The organism is Aeromonas sp. ANP5 (assembly GCF_963870295.1).
GTDB lineage: Bacteria > Pseudomonadota > Gammaproteobacteria > Enterobacterales > Aeromonadaceae > Aeromonas > Aeromonas veronii.
This window is the reverse complement of sequence record NZ_CAWMRY010000009.1, coordinates 52315-69856: the sequence shown is the minus strand read 5'-3', so window position 1 is coordinate 69856 and position 17542 is coordinate 52315. Positions and strand designations below refer to the sequence as shown.

Genomic DNA, 17542 nt, shown 5'->3' with positions numbered 1-17542 from the left:
AACTTACCTCTCAGGTTGACGTAACTCGGGCGGTACATATAACGGGGCAAGAGGGGTCGGTTTCCTCCCCTTGCCTGCCTCATACGCCCTTAACTGCAATACATGGTTCAATACATAGGCAACTGCCGTGTACAGCCCTGCGGGGACTTCCTGATCCACCTTGGTCGAGTGATAGATGGCTCGCGTCAACTCGGGCAAGCTCATCACCATTTTGTCATGCTGTTTGGCGACCTGACGGATCCGCTCGGCCATGCTGTCAACCCCTTTGGCAATCACGAAAGGGGCATTGGCACGAGTCGCATCATATTTTATGGCCACCGCATAATGGGTCGGGTTAACGATAATCACATCTGCCTGCGGTACCCGCTGCTCGATACGCGCACGAGCAAGCATTCCCTGCACCTGGCGGATTTTGGCCTTGATCTCGGGACGCCCTTCGCTGTTCTTGTGCTCATCCTTGACCTCTTGTTTGGTCATCCTGAGCTGCTTGTTAAGCGACCAACGCTGATAGGGCACATCCAGCACGGCAATCAGCATCTGTACGCTCCCTAGCAGAATAAATGCTTGGGAGAGGATCCGTAGCGCCTGCTCGAGGGCCGCCTGAGGGGGCATCCGGTTCATCATCAACAAGGAAGGCCATTGATGATTTAACATCAACGCCAATGTGCCACCGATCAGCGTCACCTTGAGCAGTGACTTCAGCAACTCCATCAGGCTGTTCTTGGAGAACATCCGCCCCAGCCCCTTCAAAGGGTTCATCTTCTCGCCACTGGGTAGCAGCTTTTTCCAGGTCAACGCCATACCGCCCGGCACTATGCTGAGCAACACCAGCATCAGAGCCAGAAAACCAAACAGGGGCAGCAGCACCCACAGCATGTTTATGAGCGCTTCACCCAACCAATGGATCATCATCTGCGGGTCACGGGCACCTTGCCAGTCAAAACGCTGCGGACGCTTCATCAACTCGGCAAAGAACTGACCAAACCCCGGCACCATCCACTGCATCACCAACCCGCCAAGCAGCAGCAAACCGGCAGAACTGAGCTCTTTTGAGCGGGCGATCTGCCCCTCATCTCTCGCTTTCTGGCGTTTCTGGCTGGAGGCCTCTTCGGTTTTGTCCTGTGCGCTGTTCTGACTCATGCCGGGGTCAAGCCTCGCAGCTGTTCAAGCACATGGGTCACCAAATCCAGATAACGGGAGGGCACACCACTGATGGAGAGCGCCATGGTGAGCAACCCGAGCAACAGGGTCATGGGAAAACCGAGGGAGAAGATATTGAGCGAAGGGGCGGTCCGGTTCATCACCCCGAAGGTCAGGTTAACCATCAACATGGCGACAACGGCAGGCAACGTCAGCAACAGGGCGGCACCGATAGACCAGCCAAACAACCCGATCACACCTTTCATATCGATCAGATCCAGAGATGAACCCGGCGGCCAGCTACGCAGACTCTGCACCAGAATATCCAGTACCACCAGGTGGCCATTCAGCCCCAGAAAGAGCAAGGCGCAAAACACCATCATGACCTGACTGATGATGGGGGCAGAATCCCCGTTGACCGGATCATTCATCACCGCCATCGCGAGCCCCATCTGCATGGAGAGGATCTGCCCCGCAGTGGTCATCACCATATAGAGCAACTGGACACACAGACCAAACAGCAAACCAAACAGCAGCTGCTCCACCGCCAGGACCAGCGCACCGGCACTAAAAGGATCGACAACCGGCATATCCTTCATCATGGGGGCGAGCAGCAGGCTGATAATAAACGCCAGCATCAGGCGAACTTGCGCAGGCACCCGGGTATCCCCAAAGACCGGCATCACCCAGAATGCCATACCGATCCGGATAAACGGCCACCACCACTGTCCCAACCATGCGGTCAGGTCAGCAGCACTGAGGGACAGCAGCGAATTCATCCGATAAACCCGGGAATTTTAAGAAAAAGATCCTGGAACAAAGTGGTGATCTGCGACAACAGCCAGTTACCCGTAAAGATAAGGGTCATCAGAGTCACGATAAAACGGGGAAGAAAACTGAGCGTCTGCTCCTGGATCTGGGTGGCCGCCTGAAAAATACTGACCACCAAACCTACGATCAGGCCCGGTACAATCAGCACCGAGACCATGGTCACCACCAGATTGACCGCGCCACCAACCAGGGCAACGCTCTGCTCAGGGGTCATATCAGCCTCCCCCACCAAAGCTGGCAGCCAAAGTGCCGACGGTCATCGACCAGCCATCGACCAGCACAAACACCATCAGTTTGAAGGGTAACGAGATGATCAGCGGTGAGAGCATCATCATCCCCATCGCCATCAAGACGCTGGCGACCACCAAATCGATCACCAGAAAGGGGATAAACAGCATAAAGCCAATCTGAAATGCGGTATTCAACTCACTCAATACAAACGCTGGCAACAGCACCCCGAAAGGCACATCCTCTTTGGCGACCGTAGTTGGTTCGCCAGAGATACGCAGCATCTGCTCCAGATCCGGTTCACGGGTCTGGGCCAGCATGAATTTACGCAGGGGTTTTTCTGCCTTGGCGATCCCCTCTGACAGGGTTATTTCATTCTGGTCATAAGGGACAAATGCATTCTGATACATGTCCGTCCAGACCGGACGCATAATCACCACAGTCAGGATGAGGCTGATGCCGATCAGCACCCGGTTGGGAGGGCTCTGCTGCAAGCCAAGTGCCTGTCTCAATATGGCCAGTACGATGATGATCCGGGTAAAACTGGTCATCATCAGTAACAAGGTCGGGAGCAGACCCAACAGGGTCATGAAGAAGAGGATCTGCAACTTGATGTTGTAGTCCTCGCCCCCTGAAGCGCCTGGCGATACCGAGAACAGGGTCATGTCCGCGCCCCAGCCGGGCAGCGAAAATAACAGCAGTGTCAGCAGCAGATAGCGCATCAGTCGTCCATGCCACCCAGCAGGTTGGTATCGATGACATCGACCAGGCGCAGACCATATTTGCCATTCACGACGACGACTTCGCCCTTGGCAAGCAGACGGCCATTCACCCGCACATCCAGCGGTTCGCCCGCCAGCTTGTCCAGCTCAATGACAGCCCCCTCCTCGACGCGCATCAAATCGCCGAGCGGCACTTCGGTACTGGCCACTTCCAGCGTCACCTTGACCGGGATCTGGCGAAAGAAGGAGAGATCCCGCTGTTTGCTGCTACTGGTGGGGGCCAAGTAGTCTGCAGCGCTAGGCATGCTGATGTCGTCACCAAACAGTTGATCCAGTCCATCCAGATCCAGCGGATCATTCATATTGTGCTCGCTCATGATTCAATTTACTCCTCTACAACCGTCGCAACCTGATAGACCAGGCTGCCTTTGTGTTCTGCGATTCGTCCACTGAAGCAGGGACGGCTGCCAATCAGTGCTGGCACAACTTCAGGCAAGTCCAGTGACAGCACATCACCCACCTTGAGACACTCGAGATCCGCCAGCGTCATGGACAACTGGCCCATCACCACCCGCAGACGAACCGGGACATGAGTCAGAGCCTGTTCCAGCTGACCTTGCGGCAATGAATGACTGACCTGAGAAATAGACTCCTCGGGGGGAAGCAGCCACATCTGCCAGTGATGAGTGCAATTACCTGCCTGCAGGGTTGCCTGCGTGGTCCAGAGCTGACGGTGGGCGATGGAATCCCGCGGCACGACATGCAACTGCCACTTCAGATCCCCTAACCCCAGACAAGCACACCAGATATCAACCTGATACTGGCAAAGCCGCAATAACAGCCGCTGTTCGGTATCGGTCAGCCCTTTGCCAGACTGAACATGCTCCTCGTTTTGCTGCAAGGTGCCGCCGAAAAAGAGGACTGCAAGACGATAGATGACCAGAGGTGCGATCGAGAAATAGACGGCGCGCTGTGGTTCAAGCGGACTTCTCGCTTCGACCCAGATATGAGCGTCATCTATCTCTGCAGGACCGGAAAAGGCGAACTCGCCATAATTCAGTTCGCACTCCGCACTATTGAACAGCTGGGCCATACAACTCGCAGCTTGCAGGGAAAATGTGCTCAACTGGCCATTGACCTGCTTTAAACGGGCGTGGTTTAACCGCTCGACACCCAACAGATCATAATGAGGCAGGGTTCTGCCCCGTTCTGCGCTAAGCAGCCGGGAAGGTGTGAGCATTGCGCTGCTTGATGACATTAATAATCCACCTTAACCATTTCATCTCGCCTTACTGCCACAGGGTCGCTCATCAGGCCAGCAGTGTGATAGATACAGACAGTCCAGCCGACGTATATCGACCAAAAAGGGTGAGAACTTTATTACAAATTCCAGAAAGCCGCCATGCAGTGCATCTCGGCGTGAATAATAAAAATCCCGGTGCCGTTAGGCACCGGGATTTTAGCGTGACGGTTCACGCGGAATGAGGTCGGAGTCGGCCTGTAAGCCGGGTTCTGTACCGGGTTGCCCCGGGTAGCAATCATTCCTCTAGGCCAGCAATCGCTCGCTGGCTCAAGCAACCTACCCGCCCCCAACGCGGGCCGCGCCAATAGGGGCCTATTTGGTCTTGCTTCGGGTGGAGTTTACCGTGCCACGAACTGTTGCCAGTCGCGCGGTGCGCTCTTACCGCACCCTTTCACCCTTACCTGATCCCTTGCGGGCCATCGGCGGTCTGCTCTCTGTTGCACTGGTCGTAGGCTCGCGCCCCCCAGGCGTTACCTGGCACCCTGCCCTGTGAAGCCCGGACTTTCCTCCCCTCCGCCCGTCTGTCCCGAGGGACACAACGACGAAGCAGCGATTGCCCAGCCAACTCCGAGGCGCGGATTATAGCCTTGCGATACGCACGGGGTAAACCGGCAATTCCCGTTTACAGCCATTTATCGCGCTTTGGTCCCCGTTTACAGGGTGAATGCTCACAGATATAGAGGAGCGTACTGGTCATAAAATAATCTGGCGGCCCATTCCACCGACTCAATAGTGCTCGAGACCATATTTATAGAGAGCATTCTTCTTCACGCCGTGGATCCCGGCGGTCAGGGCAGCCGCTTTTTTCAGTGGCAGCTCGGTTACCAGCAGACCCAGAGTACGGATCGCCTCGGCTGGCAGATCCTCTTCATCTTTGGAGGCACCAGCCACGACCAGCACGATCTCGCCGCGGCAGCGGTTCTCATCCTCACCAAGCCAGGCCAGCATTTCAGAGGCTGGCAGACCGTGGATCGACTCGAAGGTCTTGGTCAGCTCGCGGCACACCACCACCTGACGCTCGCCGAGAATGCGAGCAATCGCTTCCACTGTATCCTGCACACGACGCGGGGATTCGTAGAACACCAGAGAGCGGGTGTCTTCGATAACGGCTTGCAGACGATCATCGCGACCCTTGCTCTTGGCGGGCAGGAAGCCTTCAAAGGCAAATCGATCAGTGGGCAGACCGGCCGCGCTCAGGGCGGTGATGGCGGCACAGGGGCCGGGCAACGGCACCACTTTGACCCCGGCTTCACGACAGCGGGTGACCAAGTGATAACCGGGGTCGCTGATGAGCGGAGTGCCGGCATCGGAGACCAGCGCAACACTCTTGCCCTCTTTGATCCGGCCGATCAGTACATCGGCCTTCTGCTGCTCGTTGTGATCGTGCAGGGCGAAGGTCGGCACCGAGATTTGGTAGTGGCTGAGCAGGATACCGGTATGACGGGTATCTTCGGCTGCCACCAGATCGACACTGCGTAAAATGTCCAATGCACGCTGGGTGATGTCCGCCAGATTGCCGATCGGAGTGGGGACTATATACAGGGTTGGGATGTCACTCATGGGATCTCCGAGTGCCCCGACAATTGTGTCGCCATATTGGCCCGTTTACACTATGGGGAACTTCAACACTGGTCGGGGAATGAACTTGAACCGGGTTACAAAGCAGCTAAGTGTATCACGACTCTTCGGCATCATACTCGCGGCAGTACTGCTCGCCGCCTGTGCGTCGGAGCCCAATCAACCGTCAGGGCAGTCAGGCATGCCCTCTGCGTTCTCCAATCTGACCAAGAATGCCCAGTGGTATCTTGAGCAGGTGGACCCGGCCAAGCCGGCCGAGGCCTTTACCTGGCAGATGCTGGCGGCACGCAGCTATCTGGCGCTGGGCCAGGCCAAACCGGCCTCGGCACTGTTCCAGCAATTGCAGAAGCAGGCCAAGGATCCCGTTCAGAAGGCGCAGTTGCAACTGCTGCAAGCCCATCTGTTGCTGGCGCAAGGCCACGCCAATCAGGCGCTGATCCTGCTGGAAGGCAAACCCGAGGTGGTGCTGGATGCCGATACCCAGAAGGATTGGTATCGCCAGCGCGTGGTGCTGCAGCTCGACATCAATAACAAGTTTGGTGCCGCCAAGTCGTTGATTGCACTGGAGCCCTACCTCAATCAGAGCGAGCAGCCGACCAACCATCAGCAAATCTGGTCGTTGCTCAAAAGCATGACTCCCTCCACCCTGCAAGCGCTGGAAGAGGCTCCGGCCCCTGATGTGACCACCGGCTGGTTGCGACTGGCGGCACTGGTCAACGAGTTTGGCGCACAGCCGAACCTGCTGGCCCGCCAACTGGCAGGCTGGAAGCGCGACTTCCCCAACCATCCAGCCCAGAAGGATATGCCGGCAGGATTGGGCGATCTGGCGGCCACTGCCAGCACCTCGGTGCAACAGATCGCCGTGCTGCTGCCCCTCTCCGGCAATCTGGAGCCGCAGGGCGCCGCCATCCGTAACGGTATGCTGATGTCTTATAAGGAAAATCAGGGGCAATTCACCCTGAACTTTTACGACACCCAGAGCAAGTCGACCGGCGACCTTTACAAGCAGGCGATTCAGGAAGGGGCAGACATGATCATCGGCCCGCTGCTGAAAGACCGAGTCGAGGAGCTGCTCAAGGCCAATCCGACCGTACCAGTGCTGGCACTCAACGAGCTGGACAAGCCGGTCGTCAACGACACCACCTACTACTTCTCCCTCTCTGCCGCCGCAGATGCCGCGCAGGCAGCCCAGTACCTCTACACCCAGGGCTACCGCAAACCGCTGCTGATCGCCGCTCAGGGGCGGATCGGTTACAGCAGTATCAAGGCGTTCGAGCAGAGCTGGGCCACCCTGAGCCAGGATAAGCCGGTCGTGGCCACCTTCGGTGCCCGTAACGAAGTGCAGGGGATGGTCAAGAATGCCCTGAGCGGCCGCTCTACCGCCCGAGCTGGTGAAGTGGTGCAACTCTCTGATGCCGCACCGCGCAGCATCGATGCCGTTTATGTGGTGGCCAACAGCCTGGAAACCCGGATGATCAAGCCCTACGTGGATGTATCGGTCAATCCGATGGGCAGCCTGCCCATCTACACCAGCTCCCGTGGTTACGACAGCGCCGCCACCGAGGTCGCCTCAGAGCTCAACGGCATGCATATCGCCGATATGCCGCTGCTACTGGGCGGCTACGAGAAACAGCGCGAGCAGATCGCCCTGCTCTGGCCGCAGACCCAGGGTGACCTGCTGCGCCTGTTTGCCATGGGCTACGATGCCGTCAGCCTGGCTGAGAACCTGCAGCAGATGCGCAAGGTGGGTGGCATGCAGCAGGCCGGCATGAGCGGTCAGCTGAGCGTGGATGCCCAGGGTAATATCGTGCGGATGCTGAGCTGGGGTACTTACCAGAACGGCAAACTGGTCGACGAGAACGCCGTTCAGCAGCTGGAGGAGCCCTCCAATGAAGGAACTATGGAAACGGATGCGCCAGCAGTTGCCGAGCCTGTTCCCCTCACCAACGAGCAAGGGACAGCACTTTGAACAAGTCGCTGAACGCTGGTTGCAGGCTCAGGGCCTGCAACCGGTAGCTCGCAACTACCGCTGTCGTGGCGGTGAAATAGATCTCATCATGCACCAGGGCCAGACCCTGGTGTTTGTTGAGGTGCGCTACCGGGCCACCGGCAGCCATGGCGGGGCCGCCAGCTCGGTCACCCGCAGCAAACAGCACAAGATCATGCTGGCAGCGCGCCACTATTTGAAGCAACATGCCATCAACGAGGCCAATCAGGCCTGCCGATTCGATGTGATTGCGTTCGAGGGCGACCAGCCAGCCTGGATCCAGAACGCATTTTAAGAGGACCCTATGACTGACCGCATCAAAGAGAACTACACCGAAAGCATCCAGACCAAGATAGCCGCCGCCGAGGCGCTGCCGGATGCCATCCATACTGCAGCCCAGATGATCACCATCTGCCTGCTCAATGGCCACAAGGTGCTGGCATGCGGTAACGGTCCTTCTGCCGCACTGGCGCAACTGTTCATCTCCGAACTGGTCAACTGCTACGAGACACAGCGCCCCTCCCTGCCCGGCATGGCCCTGACCCCGGACATGGCAACCATCAGCGCCATCGCCACCGACCACGGTTTTGAAGAGGTCTACGCCAAGCAGATCCGCGCGCTGGGCCAGCCTGGCGACATTCTGGTGGTCATCACCACCTCCGGCCACAGCCGCAGCCTGATCAAGGCCGCCGAGGCTGCCCTCTCCCGTGACATGACCATAGTGGTGCTGAGCGGGGGGGACGGTGGCGAAATGGCTGGTCTGCTCGGCCCGAACGATGTGGAGATCCGTGTTCCCTCCGCCCGTCGCCCTCGCATTCTGGAAGTGAACCTGTTGACCCTGCACTGCCTGTGTGATCTCATCGACCAGACACTTTTCCCGCAACAGGAAGATTGAAACCATGAAAAAGCACACTATCCTGCTCGGTCTGCTGGTTAGCACCCTGCTGCTGCAAGGCTGCGCAGCCCTGGTTGTTGGCGGCGCCGCAGGGACTGCCAAGGCCTCTGGCGATCGCCGAACCCTGGGCGCGCAGTGGGATGACCAGACCATCGAGCTGAAAGCGGCCAATCTGCTGGCCGACAACAAACCGCTCAGCGCAGCCAGCAAGATCAGCGTCTACAGCAACAATGGCCGCGTCCTGCTGGTCGGCCAGACACCTTCTGACGTTTACAAGATTGAGGCGGGCAAAATTGTCAGTCGCATCGAAGGGGTTCGCCACGTCTACAACGAATTGCGCATCGGCCAACCTGCCAGTTTCACCACCCGCAGCAATGACTCCTGGATCACCTCCAAGGTGAAAGCCGATATGTTCGGCACCAAGAACTTCGACAGCACCAAGGTCAAGGTGGTCACCGAGAACGGCGAGGTGTTCCTGATTGGTCTGGTGACTCGCCAAGAGGGAGAGCAGGCAGTCAACATCGCCCGCCATGTCACCGGCGTGAAGCGCGTGATCAAGGCCTTCGAGTTCGCCCAGAACTAAGCTCGAACGCACATAAAAAAACGCAGCCAATCGGCTGCGTTTTTTATTTGATCACCTTCAGGGTCGGACGACCGCTTGGACGCGGCGGTTCCGGCTCAGGCTCCACCGGCGCTTCAGCCTGCTCCAGCCAGATATCGTAACCCGGCTCGGGCGGGAACATGGTGCCCACGCCGTTCTCCCGGGCATGGATAGCCAGCACTGCCGCCATCGGGATGTAAACCTGCTGGGAGACGCCGCCAAAGCGGGCACTGAAGCTGATAGCCTCGTTATCCATGTGAAATTGCATCACGGCTCGGGGTGCGATATTCAATACAATTTGCCCGTCCTGAGCAAACTGCATCGGCACCATCACATGGGGAATGTTGACGTTGACCACCAGATGAGGGGTCAGATCGTTGTCCAGCAACCAGTCAAAGAACGCCCGTAACAAGTACGGGCGGCTCGGTGTCATTGTCGGTTCCATGCTCATACGCCAGCACGGATCTCGCGTTCGGCTTCGGTCAGGGAAGCCTGGAAGGACTCACGCTCGAACAAACGAACCATGTAGGCCTTCAGCTCTTTGGCGCCACGACCGGTCAGGTCGATACCAAGACTCGGCAGACGCCACAGCAGCGGTGCCATGTAGCAATCCACCAGACCGAACTCTTCGCTCATGAAATAGGGCATTTCACCGAAGATCGGCGCGATGGCCAGCAGGTTGTCACGCAGTTCGTTGCGTGCCGCTTCAGCATCGGTACCGGCCATGATCTTGTCGGCCAATGAGTACCAGTCCAGTTCGATGCGGTGCATCATCAGACGGCTGTTACCACGGGCAACCGGGTAAACAGGCATCAGGGGCGGATGCGGGAAGCGCTCGTCCAGATACTCCATGATGATGCGCGAGGTGTAGAGTGCCAGCTCACGATCAACCAGGGTCGGTACAGAGTTGTACGGGTTCAGCTCGGCCAGCTCATCCGGCAGATTGGCTGGATCAACCTGGCAGATATCCACGCTAACACCCTTCTCCGCCAGGACAATACGCACCTGATGGCTGAACATATCGTTGGCACCGGAAAACAGCGTCATTACCGAACGCTTATTGGCAGCTACAGCCATTGAACCCTCCCGTCATTAAAAAGCAGAAACGGCAATGAAGCATCTTGGTCTTCATTGCCGTGCATTATATTACCCGTATCTGGTCGCTTAGTGAACGTCGCGCCAGAATTCCTTCTTCAACAGCACAGTGAAGATGAAGAAGATCACGATGAATCCAAGCACCCAGAAGCCCATGCGTTCACGCTCCTGTTGTACCGGTTCAGCCGAGTAGACCAAGAAGTTTACCAGATCCAGTACCGTCTGATCATACTCTTCGTCATCCATTTCACCATTACCGTCAGATTTGATGCTGACAACCTGCTGGGTTTCCACTCCGTCGACCGTGTGAGTAGCGAACTCTGCACGGGGGGTTCCCTGCAACGGCTCCAGCACATGGGGCATGCCCACGGACGGGAACACGGCGTTGTTCACCCCGAACGGACGGGTCTCATCCACGTAGAAGGAACGCAGATAGGTGTAGATCCAGTCTGCACCGCGCACCCGGGCAACCAGAGTCAGATCGGGGGGCGGCGCACCAAACCACTTGGCGGCATCCTTCTCTGACATGGCGCTCTTCATCAGGTCACCGACCTTTGCGCCGGTGAAAATCAGGTTCTCTTTCATCAAATCTTCGGGGATCCCGAGATCTTCTGCGACCCGGTTATAACGCTGATACTGGGTAGAGTGGCATCCGGCGCAATAGTTCATGAAGGTGGCCGCGCCACGTTGCAGCGATGCCTTGTCACTCAGATCGTAATTGGCTTTGTCCAGATGAACAGCTCCGCCACTTGCAAATACCAGAGATGGCAGCAGGGTCAGCACTGCAAATATTATTCTTTTCATTTAAATGTCACCCTCTCCGGCAGCGGCTTGGTGCTTTCATTCTTGCTATAGAAGAACAGCAGGACGAAGAACCCGAAATATCCCAGTGAACAGATCTGGGCAACCAGCGTCAACGTCGGCGTCGATGGCAGCACCCCCAACACCCCCAGGATGATAAAGCAGACCACAAACTGGGCAATGTTCAGCTTGTGCAGCATGCTGCGATAACGCACCGAGCGCACCTTGCAGCGATCCAGCCACGGCAGCAGGAACAGCACCACGATGGAGAGACCCATCATGATGACGCCAAGCAGCTTGTCCGGCACCGCCCGCAAAATGGCGTAAAACGGCGTGAAGTACCACACAGGCGCAATGTGCTCCGGAGTTTTCAGACCGTTGGCCACTTCAAAGTTCGGCTTCTCGAGGAAGTAACCCCACATATCCGGTTTGAAGAAGATGATGGCGCAGAAGAAGAACAGGAAGCCTGCCACACCGATCATATCCTTGACGGTGAAGTAAGGGTGGAACGCCACCGCATCCAGCGGCCAGCCGTTTTCGTCCTTGTGCTTCTTGATGTCAATACCGTCCGGGTTGTTGGAGCCTACTTCGTGCAGCGCCAGAATGTGCATGGCAACCAGCATCACCAGCACCAGCGGCAACGCGATGACGTGCAGCGCAAAGAAGCGGTTAAGGGTCGCACCGGAGATCACGTAGTCACCGCGGATCCACAGGGTCAGATCGTCACCGATGACCGGAATGGCGCCAAACAGCGAGATGATGACCTGGGCACCCCAGAATGACATCTGGCCCCAGGGCAACAAGTAGCCCATAAAGGCTTCCGCCATCAGCACCAGGAAGATCAGCATGCCGAAGATCCATAGCAGTTCACGAGGCTTCTGATAAGAGCCATAGATCATGCCACGGAACATGTGCATGTAGACCACGATGAAGAATGCAGACGCACCGGTTGAGTGCATGTAACGCAGCAACCAGCCGTACTCCACATCGCGCATGATGTACTCCACGGAGGCAAACGCACCTTCCGCGGAGGGGTTGTAGTTCATGGTCAGCCAGATACCGGTGATGATCTGATTGACCAGCACCAGCATGGCCAGCGAGCCGAAGAAGTACCAGAAGTTCAGGTTCTTCGGTGCCGGATACTTGGCCATGTGGTCGTTGTACATGGCCGTGAGCGGGAATCGATAATCGATCCAGCCCATCAGTTTACTCAACATGGTCAGGCCTCCTTGCCATCGGCACCGACCTGGATGGTGGTGTCATTAATGAATTGATAGGGCGGAATGACCAGGTTCAGCGGTGCAGGCACCCCCTGGAACACACGGCCGGCCATGTCGAACTTGGAGCCATGACACGGGCAGAAGAAGCCGGACGTAACGCCCTGCACCTGCTCGCCAAAGCTGTCAGGCAGATAGGAAGGTGAACACCCCAAGTGGGTGCAAATACCGACCGCGACAAAAATTTCGGGCTTGATCGATCTGTACCCGTTATGGGCATAGTCAGGCTGCTGCGGCTCTTCAGATGAGGGATCCCGCAGCTTGTCATCATGTGCGGCCAAGGCATCCAGCGTCTGTTTGGTGCGTTTCACCACCCAGACAGGCTTGCCTCGCCACTCGACACGGATGAGCTGACCCGGTTCCAACTTGCTGATATCGACTTCAACCGGCGCACCGGCTGCTTTGGCCTTGGCGCTCGGATTCCATGACTTTATAAACGGCACTGCGGTAAACGCAGCTCCTACCCCACCAACGGCAACCGTTGACCAGGTAAGAAATCTGCGGCGACCGGTATCAACTGGCGCATTGCTCATCCAAAAACTCTCCCATGTGGACTCCGCACATTCTTATAGTGTCCCTGTTCCCCATTTTTCCCGTGACAACAGCGGCGGAAGCTGGATTTACAATTGCCACAGAAAACAGGGGAAATTTTAAAGAAAAGATAACAACTTGACAAGAAAGAGCGGTGAGCAATGAAAACAATAAAGAAACAATTTTTTGTCTTTTGTGACGCGTGGTTAGCATTGATGTCGGTAATATTACCAATAAAAAAAGCCTGGCAACCGCCAGGCTTTTTTGACACTCGAAAGAGTGAGTACCAAAAGCGAATTAACGCTTGGAGTACTGCGGACGCTTACGAGCTTTGTGCAGACCAACTTTCTTACGCTCAACCTTACGGGCATCACGAGTAACAAAGCCAGCTTTACGCAGTTCGGAACGCAGGGTTTCGTCGTACTGCATCAGAGCACGAGTGATACCGTGGCGGATCGCACCAGCTTGACCGGAGATGCCACCACCGTTAACGGTGATGTACAGGTCCAGTTTCTCGGTCATCTCAACCAGTTCCAGCGGCTGACGAACTACCATGCGGGCAGTCGGACGGCCGAAGTACTGCTCCAGGGAGCGCTGGTTGATTACGATCTTGCCGCTACCCGCTTTGATAAATACGCGAGCAGTGGAGCTTTTGCGACGGCCGGTACCGTAGTATTGATTTTCTGCCATGTTGCCAGTTCCCGATTAGATATCCAGTACTTGAGGTTGCTGAGCAGCATGAGCATGCTCGGCGCCTGCGTAAACTTTCAGTTTACGGAACATGGCACGGCCCAGAGGACCTTTCGGCAGCATGCCTTTGACGGCTGCTTCGATTACCATTTCCGGTTTACGCTGAATCAGCTTGTCGAAGCTGATTGACTTGATACCACCCGGGAAACCGGAGTGAGCGTGGTACATTTTGTCGGTAAATTTCTTACCGGTTACGTGTACCTTCTCAGCGTTTACAACGATGATGTAATCACCGGTGTCAACGTGCGGAGTGTACTCAGCTTTGTGCTTACCACGCAGACGAGCAGCGATCTCGGTTGCGATACGACCCAGAGTTTTACCTTCTGCGTCCACAATGTACCAGTCACGTTTTACGGTTTCTGGCTTGGCAACGAAAGTTTTCATTAAGTTAAACCCAATTACCTGTTACAGACCCAATTGCTTATGGGGGCTCTCCCACAAACAACAAACGATGGCCTACCTGTACCCCTTCGAATACAAGTAAAGCTTAAAGTGTTGCTGTCTTATCGACAGCTGTAACGTGGGCCGGGCGATTATAAGTGAAGTTGCCTTAAATATCACCTGCTAATTTCACTGCCATGAAACCAGCAAATGTCGCCCGGCCCTACCTGCCGCAGATGCCCATCCGACTGGCAGGCGCGGTATTGTGACTAAGGAAGGTGCACTCTGGCAAGGTATTCGTGCGATTGCATTTCCTGAAGCCGTGAAAGACAGCGTTGGAATTCGAAATTCAGCAGCCCTTCGCCGTAGAGTTCTGTCATGGGAACCGCCGCCGACATGATGAGTTTGACGTGCCGTTCGTAGAACTCATCGACCATGGCAATGAAGCGGCGAGCCGCGTCATCCATGCCTGTGCCCATTGGCTGCACATTGGCCAGCAGAACGGTATGGAACAGCCTGGCCAGCTCGATATAGTCGTTCTGGGAGCGGGGAGTACAGCAAAGTTGCTCAAACTCCATATAGAGCACCCCTTCCCCCATCCCGAGCGACCTCAGCTGACGATGATTGACCTCGAACGTCCCCTCGCAAGCCGTGTGTCCGCCGGTTAATTGCTGAAAATAGTGGTCAAGATTGGCTTTTGCCTGCAAATCCAGCGGGCAGTGATAAATCTCGGCTTGTTCCAGCGTACGCAGGCGATAGTCGATACCACCATCCACGTTAAGTACCTCGCAATGGCGCTCGATCAGCTCGATAGCAGGCAGAAAACGGGCTCGCTGCAACCCGTTGCGATAAAGATCATGCGGCGGAATATTTGAAGTGGCGACCAGCACGACACCGTGACCAAACAGCTCCTGAAACAGCGTTCCCAGCAACATGGCATCGGTGATGTCGGAGACAAAAAATTCGTCGAAACAGATGATGTCTGTTTCACTGGCAAGCTTGCTGGCCACCAGCTTGAGGGGATCGGACTGCCCGCTCAGCCCCTGCAGTTCATCGTGAATGCGGTGCATGAAGCGGTGGAAATGGCTGCGCATCTTGCGCGTCCCCGGCAGGCTGTCGAAAAAAGTATCCATCAGCCAGGTCTTGCCTCGGCCCACTCCGCCCCACATATAGATACCGAGGACGGGCTCCGGCGGCTTGGGCTTTTGCAGCCAACCCAGCAGCCCTCGAGATCTGGTCGGAGTCGGGCGCCGTAGCAAATCCTGATACAGTCGCTCCAGCCTGCTAATGGCCATCCCCTGCGCGGGGTCGGCCACAAAGCCGGGGCGCAGCAGATCCTGCTGGTATTTTTGCTGCGGTGTCATCCTTGAGCGCCTCTCCAAGTCCCTGAATCGAGGACAAAATGGTATCACGGCCTCAGGACGCACGGTATAGTGCCATCAAGGCATGGCGGTTATGACGACCGTATAAACCCACTCTGTTTTAGCTGTAACAAGGAGCATCTATGAGTCTGTTAACTGGGATCCTGCTGGCTGTCGCGGCCTTGATTATCGGTATCGTTCTCGGCCGTTTTTCGGTGCGTAGCCGCGATGCTGGCCGTCTGGAACAGGAACTGAAGAAGGCCCACAAGGAGCTCGAGAGTTATCAGGGCCAGATCAACACCCACTTCGCCGACAGCGCCGCCCTGATGGAGCAACTGGCCGAGCAGTATCAGACCCTCTATCGCCACATGGCCGAGCAGAGCAAATTCCTGGCCAAGGCGCAGGAACCGCTGTTCCGCGAGTCATTGGTAGAAGAAGCCCCTGCCAATGTGGCAGAAGAGCCGGGCGTTCCGCCTCGCGACTATGCTGGCGCCTCTTCCGGGCTGCTCAAGCAACCAAACTAGTTCCTCGCGGAACTAATTGGCCAGTCCCGTGGTCTGACCTTGACGATTGCAATGCAACTTTTTCTGGGAGCTGTTTTTCATATGCGTAAACCTCTTTCCATGCTCAGTGTGCTAGCCCTCAGTGTCGGTATCGCCATGTCTGCGGCCCCTGCTCAGGCTGCACTGCCTTCCCTGTTAGGTTCAAATCAGGAGATGCCAAGCCTGGCGCCTGTTCTCGAACAGGTCACCCCGGCGGTGGTCAATATCTCGGTTTCTGGCAAAAAAATTACCCGTCAGCGTCTGCCGGAACAGTTCAAGTTCTTCTTCGGCCCCAATATGCCCGATGAACAGGTGAGCGAGCAGCCGTTCCAGGCGCTCGGCTCCGGTGTCATCGTCGATGCCAAGAAGGGTTACGTGATCACCAACGCCCATGTGGTTCACGAGGCGGACGAGATCAAAGTCAATCTGAAGGATGGTCGTGAGTACGCAGCCAAGAAGATCGGTGAAGACAAGCAGTCCGACATCGCCCTGCTGCAAATCAAGGCCGAGGATCTGGTGCAGATCAAGTTTGCCGACTCCGACGAGCTGCGGGTAGGTGACTATGCGCTGGCCATCGGCAACCCGTTTGGTCTGGGCCAGACCGTCACCTCCGGTATTGTCAGTGCGCTGGGTCGCAGCGGCCTCAACATCGAGAATCTGGAGAACTTCATCCAGACCGATGCGGCCATCAACTCCGGTAACTCCGGCGGTGCCCTGCTCAACCTGCGTGGCGAGCTGATCGGTATCAACACCGCGATTCTGGGCCCGAACGGCGGCAACATTGGCATCGGCTTTGCCATCCCCTCCAACATGGTGCGGGATCTGACCGAGCAGATCGTCAAGTACGGTGAAGTGCGTCGCGGCCAGCTGGGTATTACCGGCACCGAGCTTACCTCCGACATCGCCAAAACCTTCGGTTACAACAAGAAGGATGGTGCCTTCGTCAATCAGGTCATGCCTGATTCGGCGGCCGACAAGGCGGGCATCAAGGCCGGCGATATCATCGTCAGCATCGATGGCAAACCGGTTCGCTCCTTCGGTGAGCTGCGTGCCAAGATCGCTACCATGGGCGCTGGCAAGCAGGTCGAATTGGGGCTGATCCGCGATGGCAAGTCGCAAACTGCCAAAGTGACCCTGAAGCAGGCCGATGACAGCGAAGTACGCGCCAGCGCGCTGCATCCGGCACTGGAAGGGGCCAAGCTGAGCACCACTACCGACCCGGTCTCCGGTGTTGCGGTGGCCGACATTGATCCTCGCTCTCCGGCTGCCGCTTCCGGCCTGCAGAAGGGTGACATCATCATCGGGGTCAACCGCCTGCGCATCAACACCCTGGGCGAGCTGACCAAGGCGCTCAAGAACAAGCCTGACGTGCTGGCACTCAACATCCAGCGCGGCGACTCCTCGCTCTATCTGGTGATCCGCTAACGCTCAAGTTGTTCGCCAACCCCTCTATCACCCGCGGCCTTCACCGCGGGTGATTTTTATCCATCGATAGTGTTATTCTCTGCGCGCAGCCTGT

General features: G+C 56.7%; 21 protein-coding genes and 1 other RNA gene. 6 read left to right on the top strand and 16 right to left on the bottom strand.

Annotated elements, in window-relative coordinates; translation table 11 throughout:
- Positions 1–3: 3 nt before the first annotated feature.
- The 8 genes from flhB to rsmI form a co-directional block, all read right to left on the bottom strand.
- Positions 4–1140, bottom strand: a complete 1137-nt coding sequence (gene flhB, locus AACT07_RS07450; RefSeq protein WP_069527055.1) for a flagellar biosynthesis protein FlhB — start codon at positions 1138–1140, stop codon at positions 4–6.
- Positions 1137–1919 (bottom strand): lateral flagellar biosynthetic protein LfiR, encoded by a 783-nt coding sequence (gene lfiR, locus AACT07_RS07445; RefSeq protein WP_005336245.1) that lies wholly within the window; start codon positions 1917–1919, stop codon positions 1137–1139. The genes flhB and lfiR overlap by 4 nt, the downstream gene beginning before the upstream one ends.
- Positions 1916–2185 (bottom strand): flagellar biosynthesis protein FliQ, encoded by a 270-nt coding sequence (fliQ, locus tag AACT07_RS07440; RefSeq protein ID WP_005336246.1) that lies wholly within the window; start codon positions 2183–2185, stop codon positions 1916–1918. The genes lfiR and fliQ overlap by 4 nt, the downstream gene beginning before the upstream one ends.
- 1 nt (position 2186) lies before the next feature.
- Complete coding sequence (fliP, locus tag AACT07_RS07435) at positions 2187–2921, bottom strand: flagellar type III secretion system pore protein FliP (protein ID WP_005336248.1); 735 nt, start codon at positions 2919–2921, stop codon at positions 2187–2189.
- Positions 2921–3298 carry a lateral flagellar motor switch protein LfiN gene (gene lfiN, locus AACT07_RS07430; protein WP_019444828.1) on the bottom strand — a complete coding sequence of 126 codons (378 nt, stop codon included), beginning with the start codon at positions 3296–3298 and terminating at the stop codon, positions 2921–2923. Before lfiN ends, fliP begins: the two co-directional genes overlap by 1 nt.
- A gap of 8 nt (positions 3299–3306) precedes the next feature.
- Entirely contained in the window at positions 3307–4179 is an 873-nt protein-coding gene (gene lfiM, locus AACT07_RS07425) for a lateral flagellar motor switch protein LfiM (RefSeq protein ID WP_171902758.1), read from the bottom strand.
- 227 nt (positions 4180–4406) lie between these two features.
- Positions 4407–4793: RNase P RNA component class A (rnpB, locus tag AACT07_RS07420), an RNA gene on the bottom strand.
- A 157-nt stretch (positions 4794–4950) separates the two neighbouring features.
- The gene (gene rsmI / locus AACT07_RS07415) at positions 4951–5784 is read right to left on the bottom strand and encodes a 16S rRNA (cytidine(1402)-2'-O)-methyltransferase (protein ID WP_069527053.1); all 834 of its coding nucleotides are present in this window, start codon (positions 5782–5784) and stop codon (positions 4951–4953) included.
- A gap of 199 nt (positions 5785–5983) precedes the next feature.
- Here rsmI and AACT07_RS07410 point away from each other — a divergent pair, with 199 nt between their 5' ends.
- The 4 genes from AACT07_RS07410 to dolP are packed head-to-tail and all read left to right on the top strand — an operon-like array spanning position 5984 to position 9267.
- On the top strand, positions 5984–7771 hold the full coding sequence (locus tag AACT07_RS07410) for a penicillin-binding protein activator (protein ID WP_069527052.1): 1788 nt from the start codon (positions 5984–5986) through the stop codon (positions 7769–7771).
- Entirely contained in the window at positions 7713–8084 is a 372-nt protein-coding gene (locus tag AACT07_RS07405) for a YraN family protein (RefSeq protein WP_005341723.1), read from the top strand. The genes AACT07_RS07410 and AACT07_RS07405 overlap by 59 nt, the downstream gene beginning before the upstream one ends.
- A gap of 9 nt (positions 8085–8093) precedes the next feature.
- Positions 8094–8684 (top strand): D-sedoheptulose-7-phosphate isomerase, encoded by a 591-nt coding sequence (locus tag AACT07_RS07400; protein ID WP_005336275.1) that lies wholly within the window; start codon positions 8094–8096, stop codon positions 8682–8684.
- A gap of 4 nt (positions 8685–8688) precedes the next feature.
- Positions 8689–9267, top strand: coding sequence for a division/outer membrane stress-associated lipid-binding lipoprotein (dolP, locus tag AACT07_RS07395; RefSeq protein WP_005336277.1), 579 nt, complete (start codon positions 8689–8691; stop codon positions 9265–9267).
- 43 nt (positions 9268–9310) lie between these two features.
- On the opposite strand, the gene AACT07_RS07390 is transcribed toward dolP, so the two are convergent.
- The 8 genes from AACT07_RS07390 to zapE all read right to left on the bottom strand — a co-directional run bounded on the left by AACT07_RS07390 (position 9311) and on the right by zapE (position 15484).
- Positions 9311–9736: a ClpXP protease specificity-enhancing factor gene (locus AACT07_RS07390; protein ID WP_005336278.1), complete on the bottom strand. Its 426-nt coding sequence runs from the start codon at positions 9734–9736 to the stop codon at positions 9311–9313.
- Positions 9733–10362 carry a stringent starvation protein SspA gene (gene sspA / locus AACT07_RS07385; RefSeq protein WP_005336279.1) on the bottom strand — a complete coding sequence of 210 codons (630 nt, stop codon included), beginning with the start codon at positions 10360–10362 and terminating at the stop codon, positions 9733–9735. The genes AACT07_RS07390 and sspA overlap by 4 nt, the downstream gene beginning before the upstream one ends.
- 87 nt (positions 10363–10449) lie before the next feature.
- Positions 10450–11184 carry a cytochrome c1 gene (locus AACT07_RS07380; protein WP_005336280.1) on the bottom strand — a complete coding sequence of 245 codons (735 nt, stop codon included), beginning with the start codon at positions 11182–11184 and terminating at the stop codon, positions 10450–10452.
- The gene (locus AACT07_RS07375; protein WP_005336282.1) at positions 11181–12398 is read right to left on the bottom strand and encodes a cytochrome b; all 1218 of its coding nucleotides are present in this window, start codon (positions 12396–12398) and stop codon (positions 11181–11183) included. Before AACT07_RS07375 ends, AACT07_RS07380 begins: the two co-directional genes overlap by 4 nt.
- Before the next feature lie 2 nt (positions 12399–12400).
- A complete protein-coding gene (gene petA, locus AACT07_RS07370; RefSeq protein WP_005336284.1) occupies positions 12401–12991 on the bottom strand; it encodes a ubiquinol-cytochrome c reductase iron-sulfur subunit in 591 nt (196 codons plus the stop codon).
- Positions 12992–13286: 295 nt separating this feature from the next.
- Complete coding sequence (rpsI, locus tag AACT07_RS07365) at positions 13287–13679, bottom strand: 30S ribosomal protein S9 (protein WP_005336286.1); 393 nt, start codon at positions 13677–13679, stop codon at positions 13287–13289.
- A gap of 15 nt (positions 13680–13694) precedes the next feature.
- Positions 13695–14123, bottom strand: coding sequence for a 50S ribosomal protein L13 (rplM, locus tag AACT07_RS07360; RefSeq protein WP_005336289.1), 429 nt, complete (start codon positions 14121–14123; stop codon positions 13695–13697).
- Positions 14124–14389: 266 nt separating this feature from the next.
- Positions 14390–15484, bottom strand: coding sequence for a cell division protein ZapE (gene zapE / locus AACT07_RS07355; RefSeq protein WP_069527051.1), 1095 nt, complete (start codon positions 15482–15484; stop codon positions 14390–14392).
- 140 nt (positions 15485–15624) lie between these two features.
- On the opposite strand from zapE, the gene AACT07_RS07350 reads away from it, so the two are divergent.
- Complete coding sequence (locus AACT07_RS07350) at positions 15625–16005, top strand: YhcB family protein (RefSeq protein ID WP_005356646.1); 381 nt, start codon at positions 15625–15627, stop codon at positions 16003–16005.
- Positions 16006–16086: 81 nt separating this feature from the next.
- Positions 16087–17448, top strand: a complete 1362-nt coding sequence (locus AACT07_RS07345) for a Do family serine endopeptidase (protein ID WP_005336295.1) — start codon at positions 16087–16089, stop codon at positions 17446–17448.
- The last annotated feature ends 94 nt before the right edge of the window (positions 17449–17542 follow it).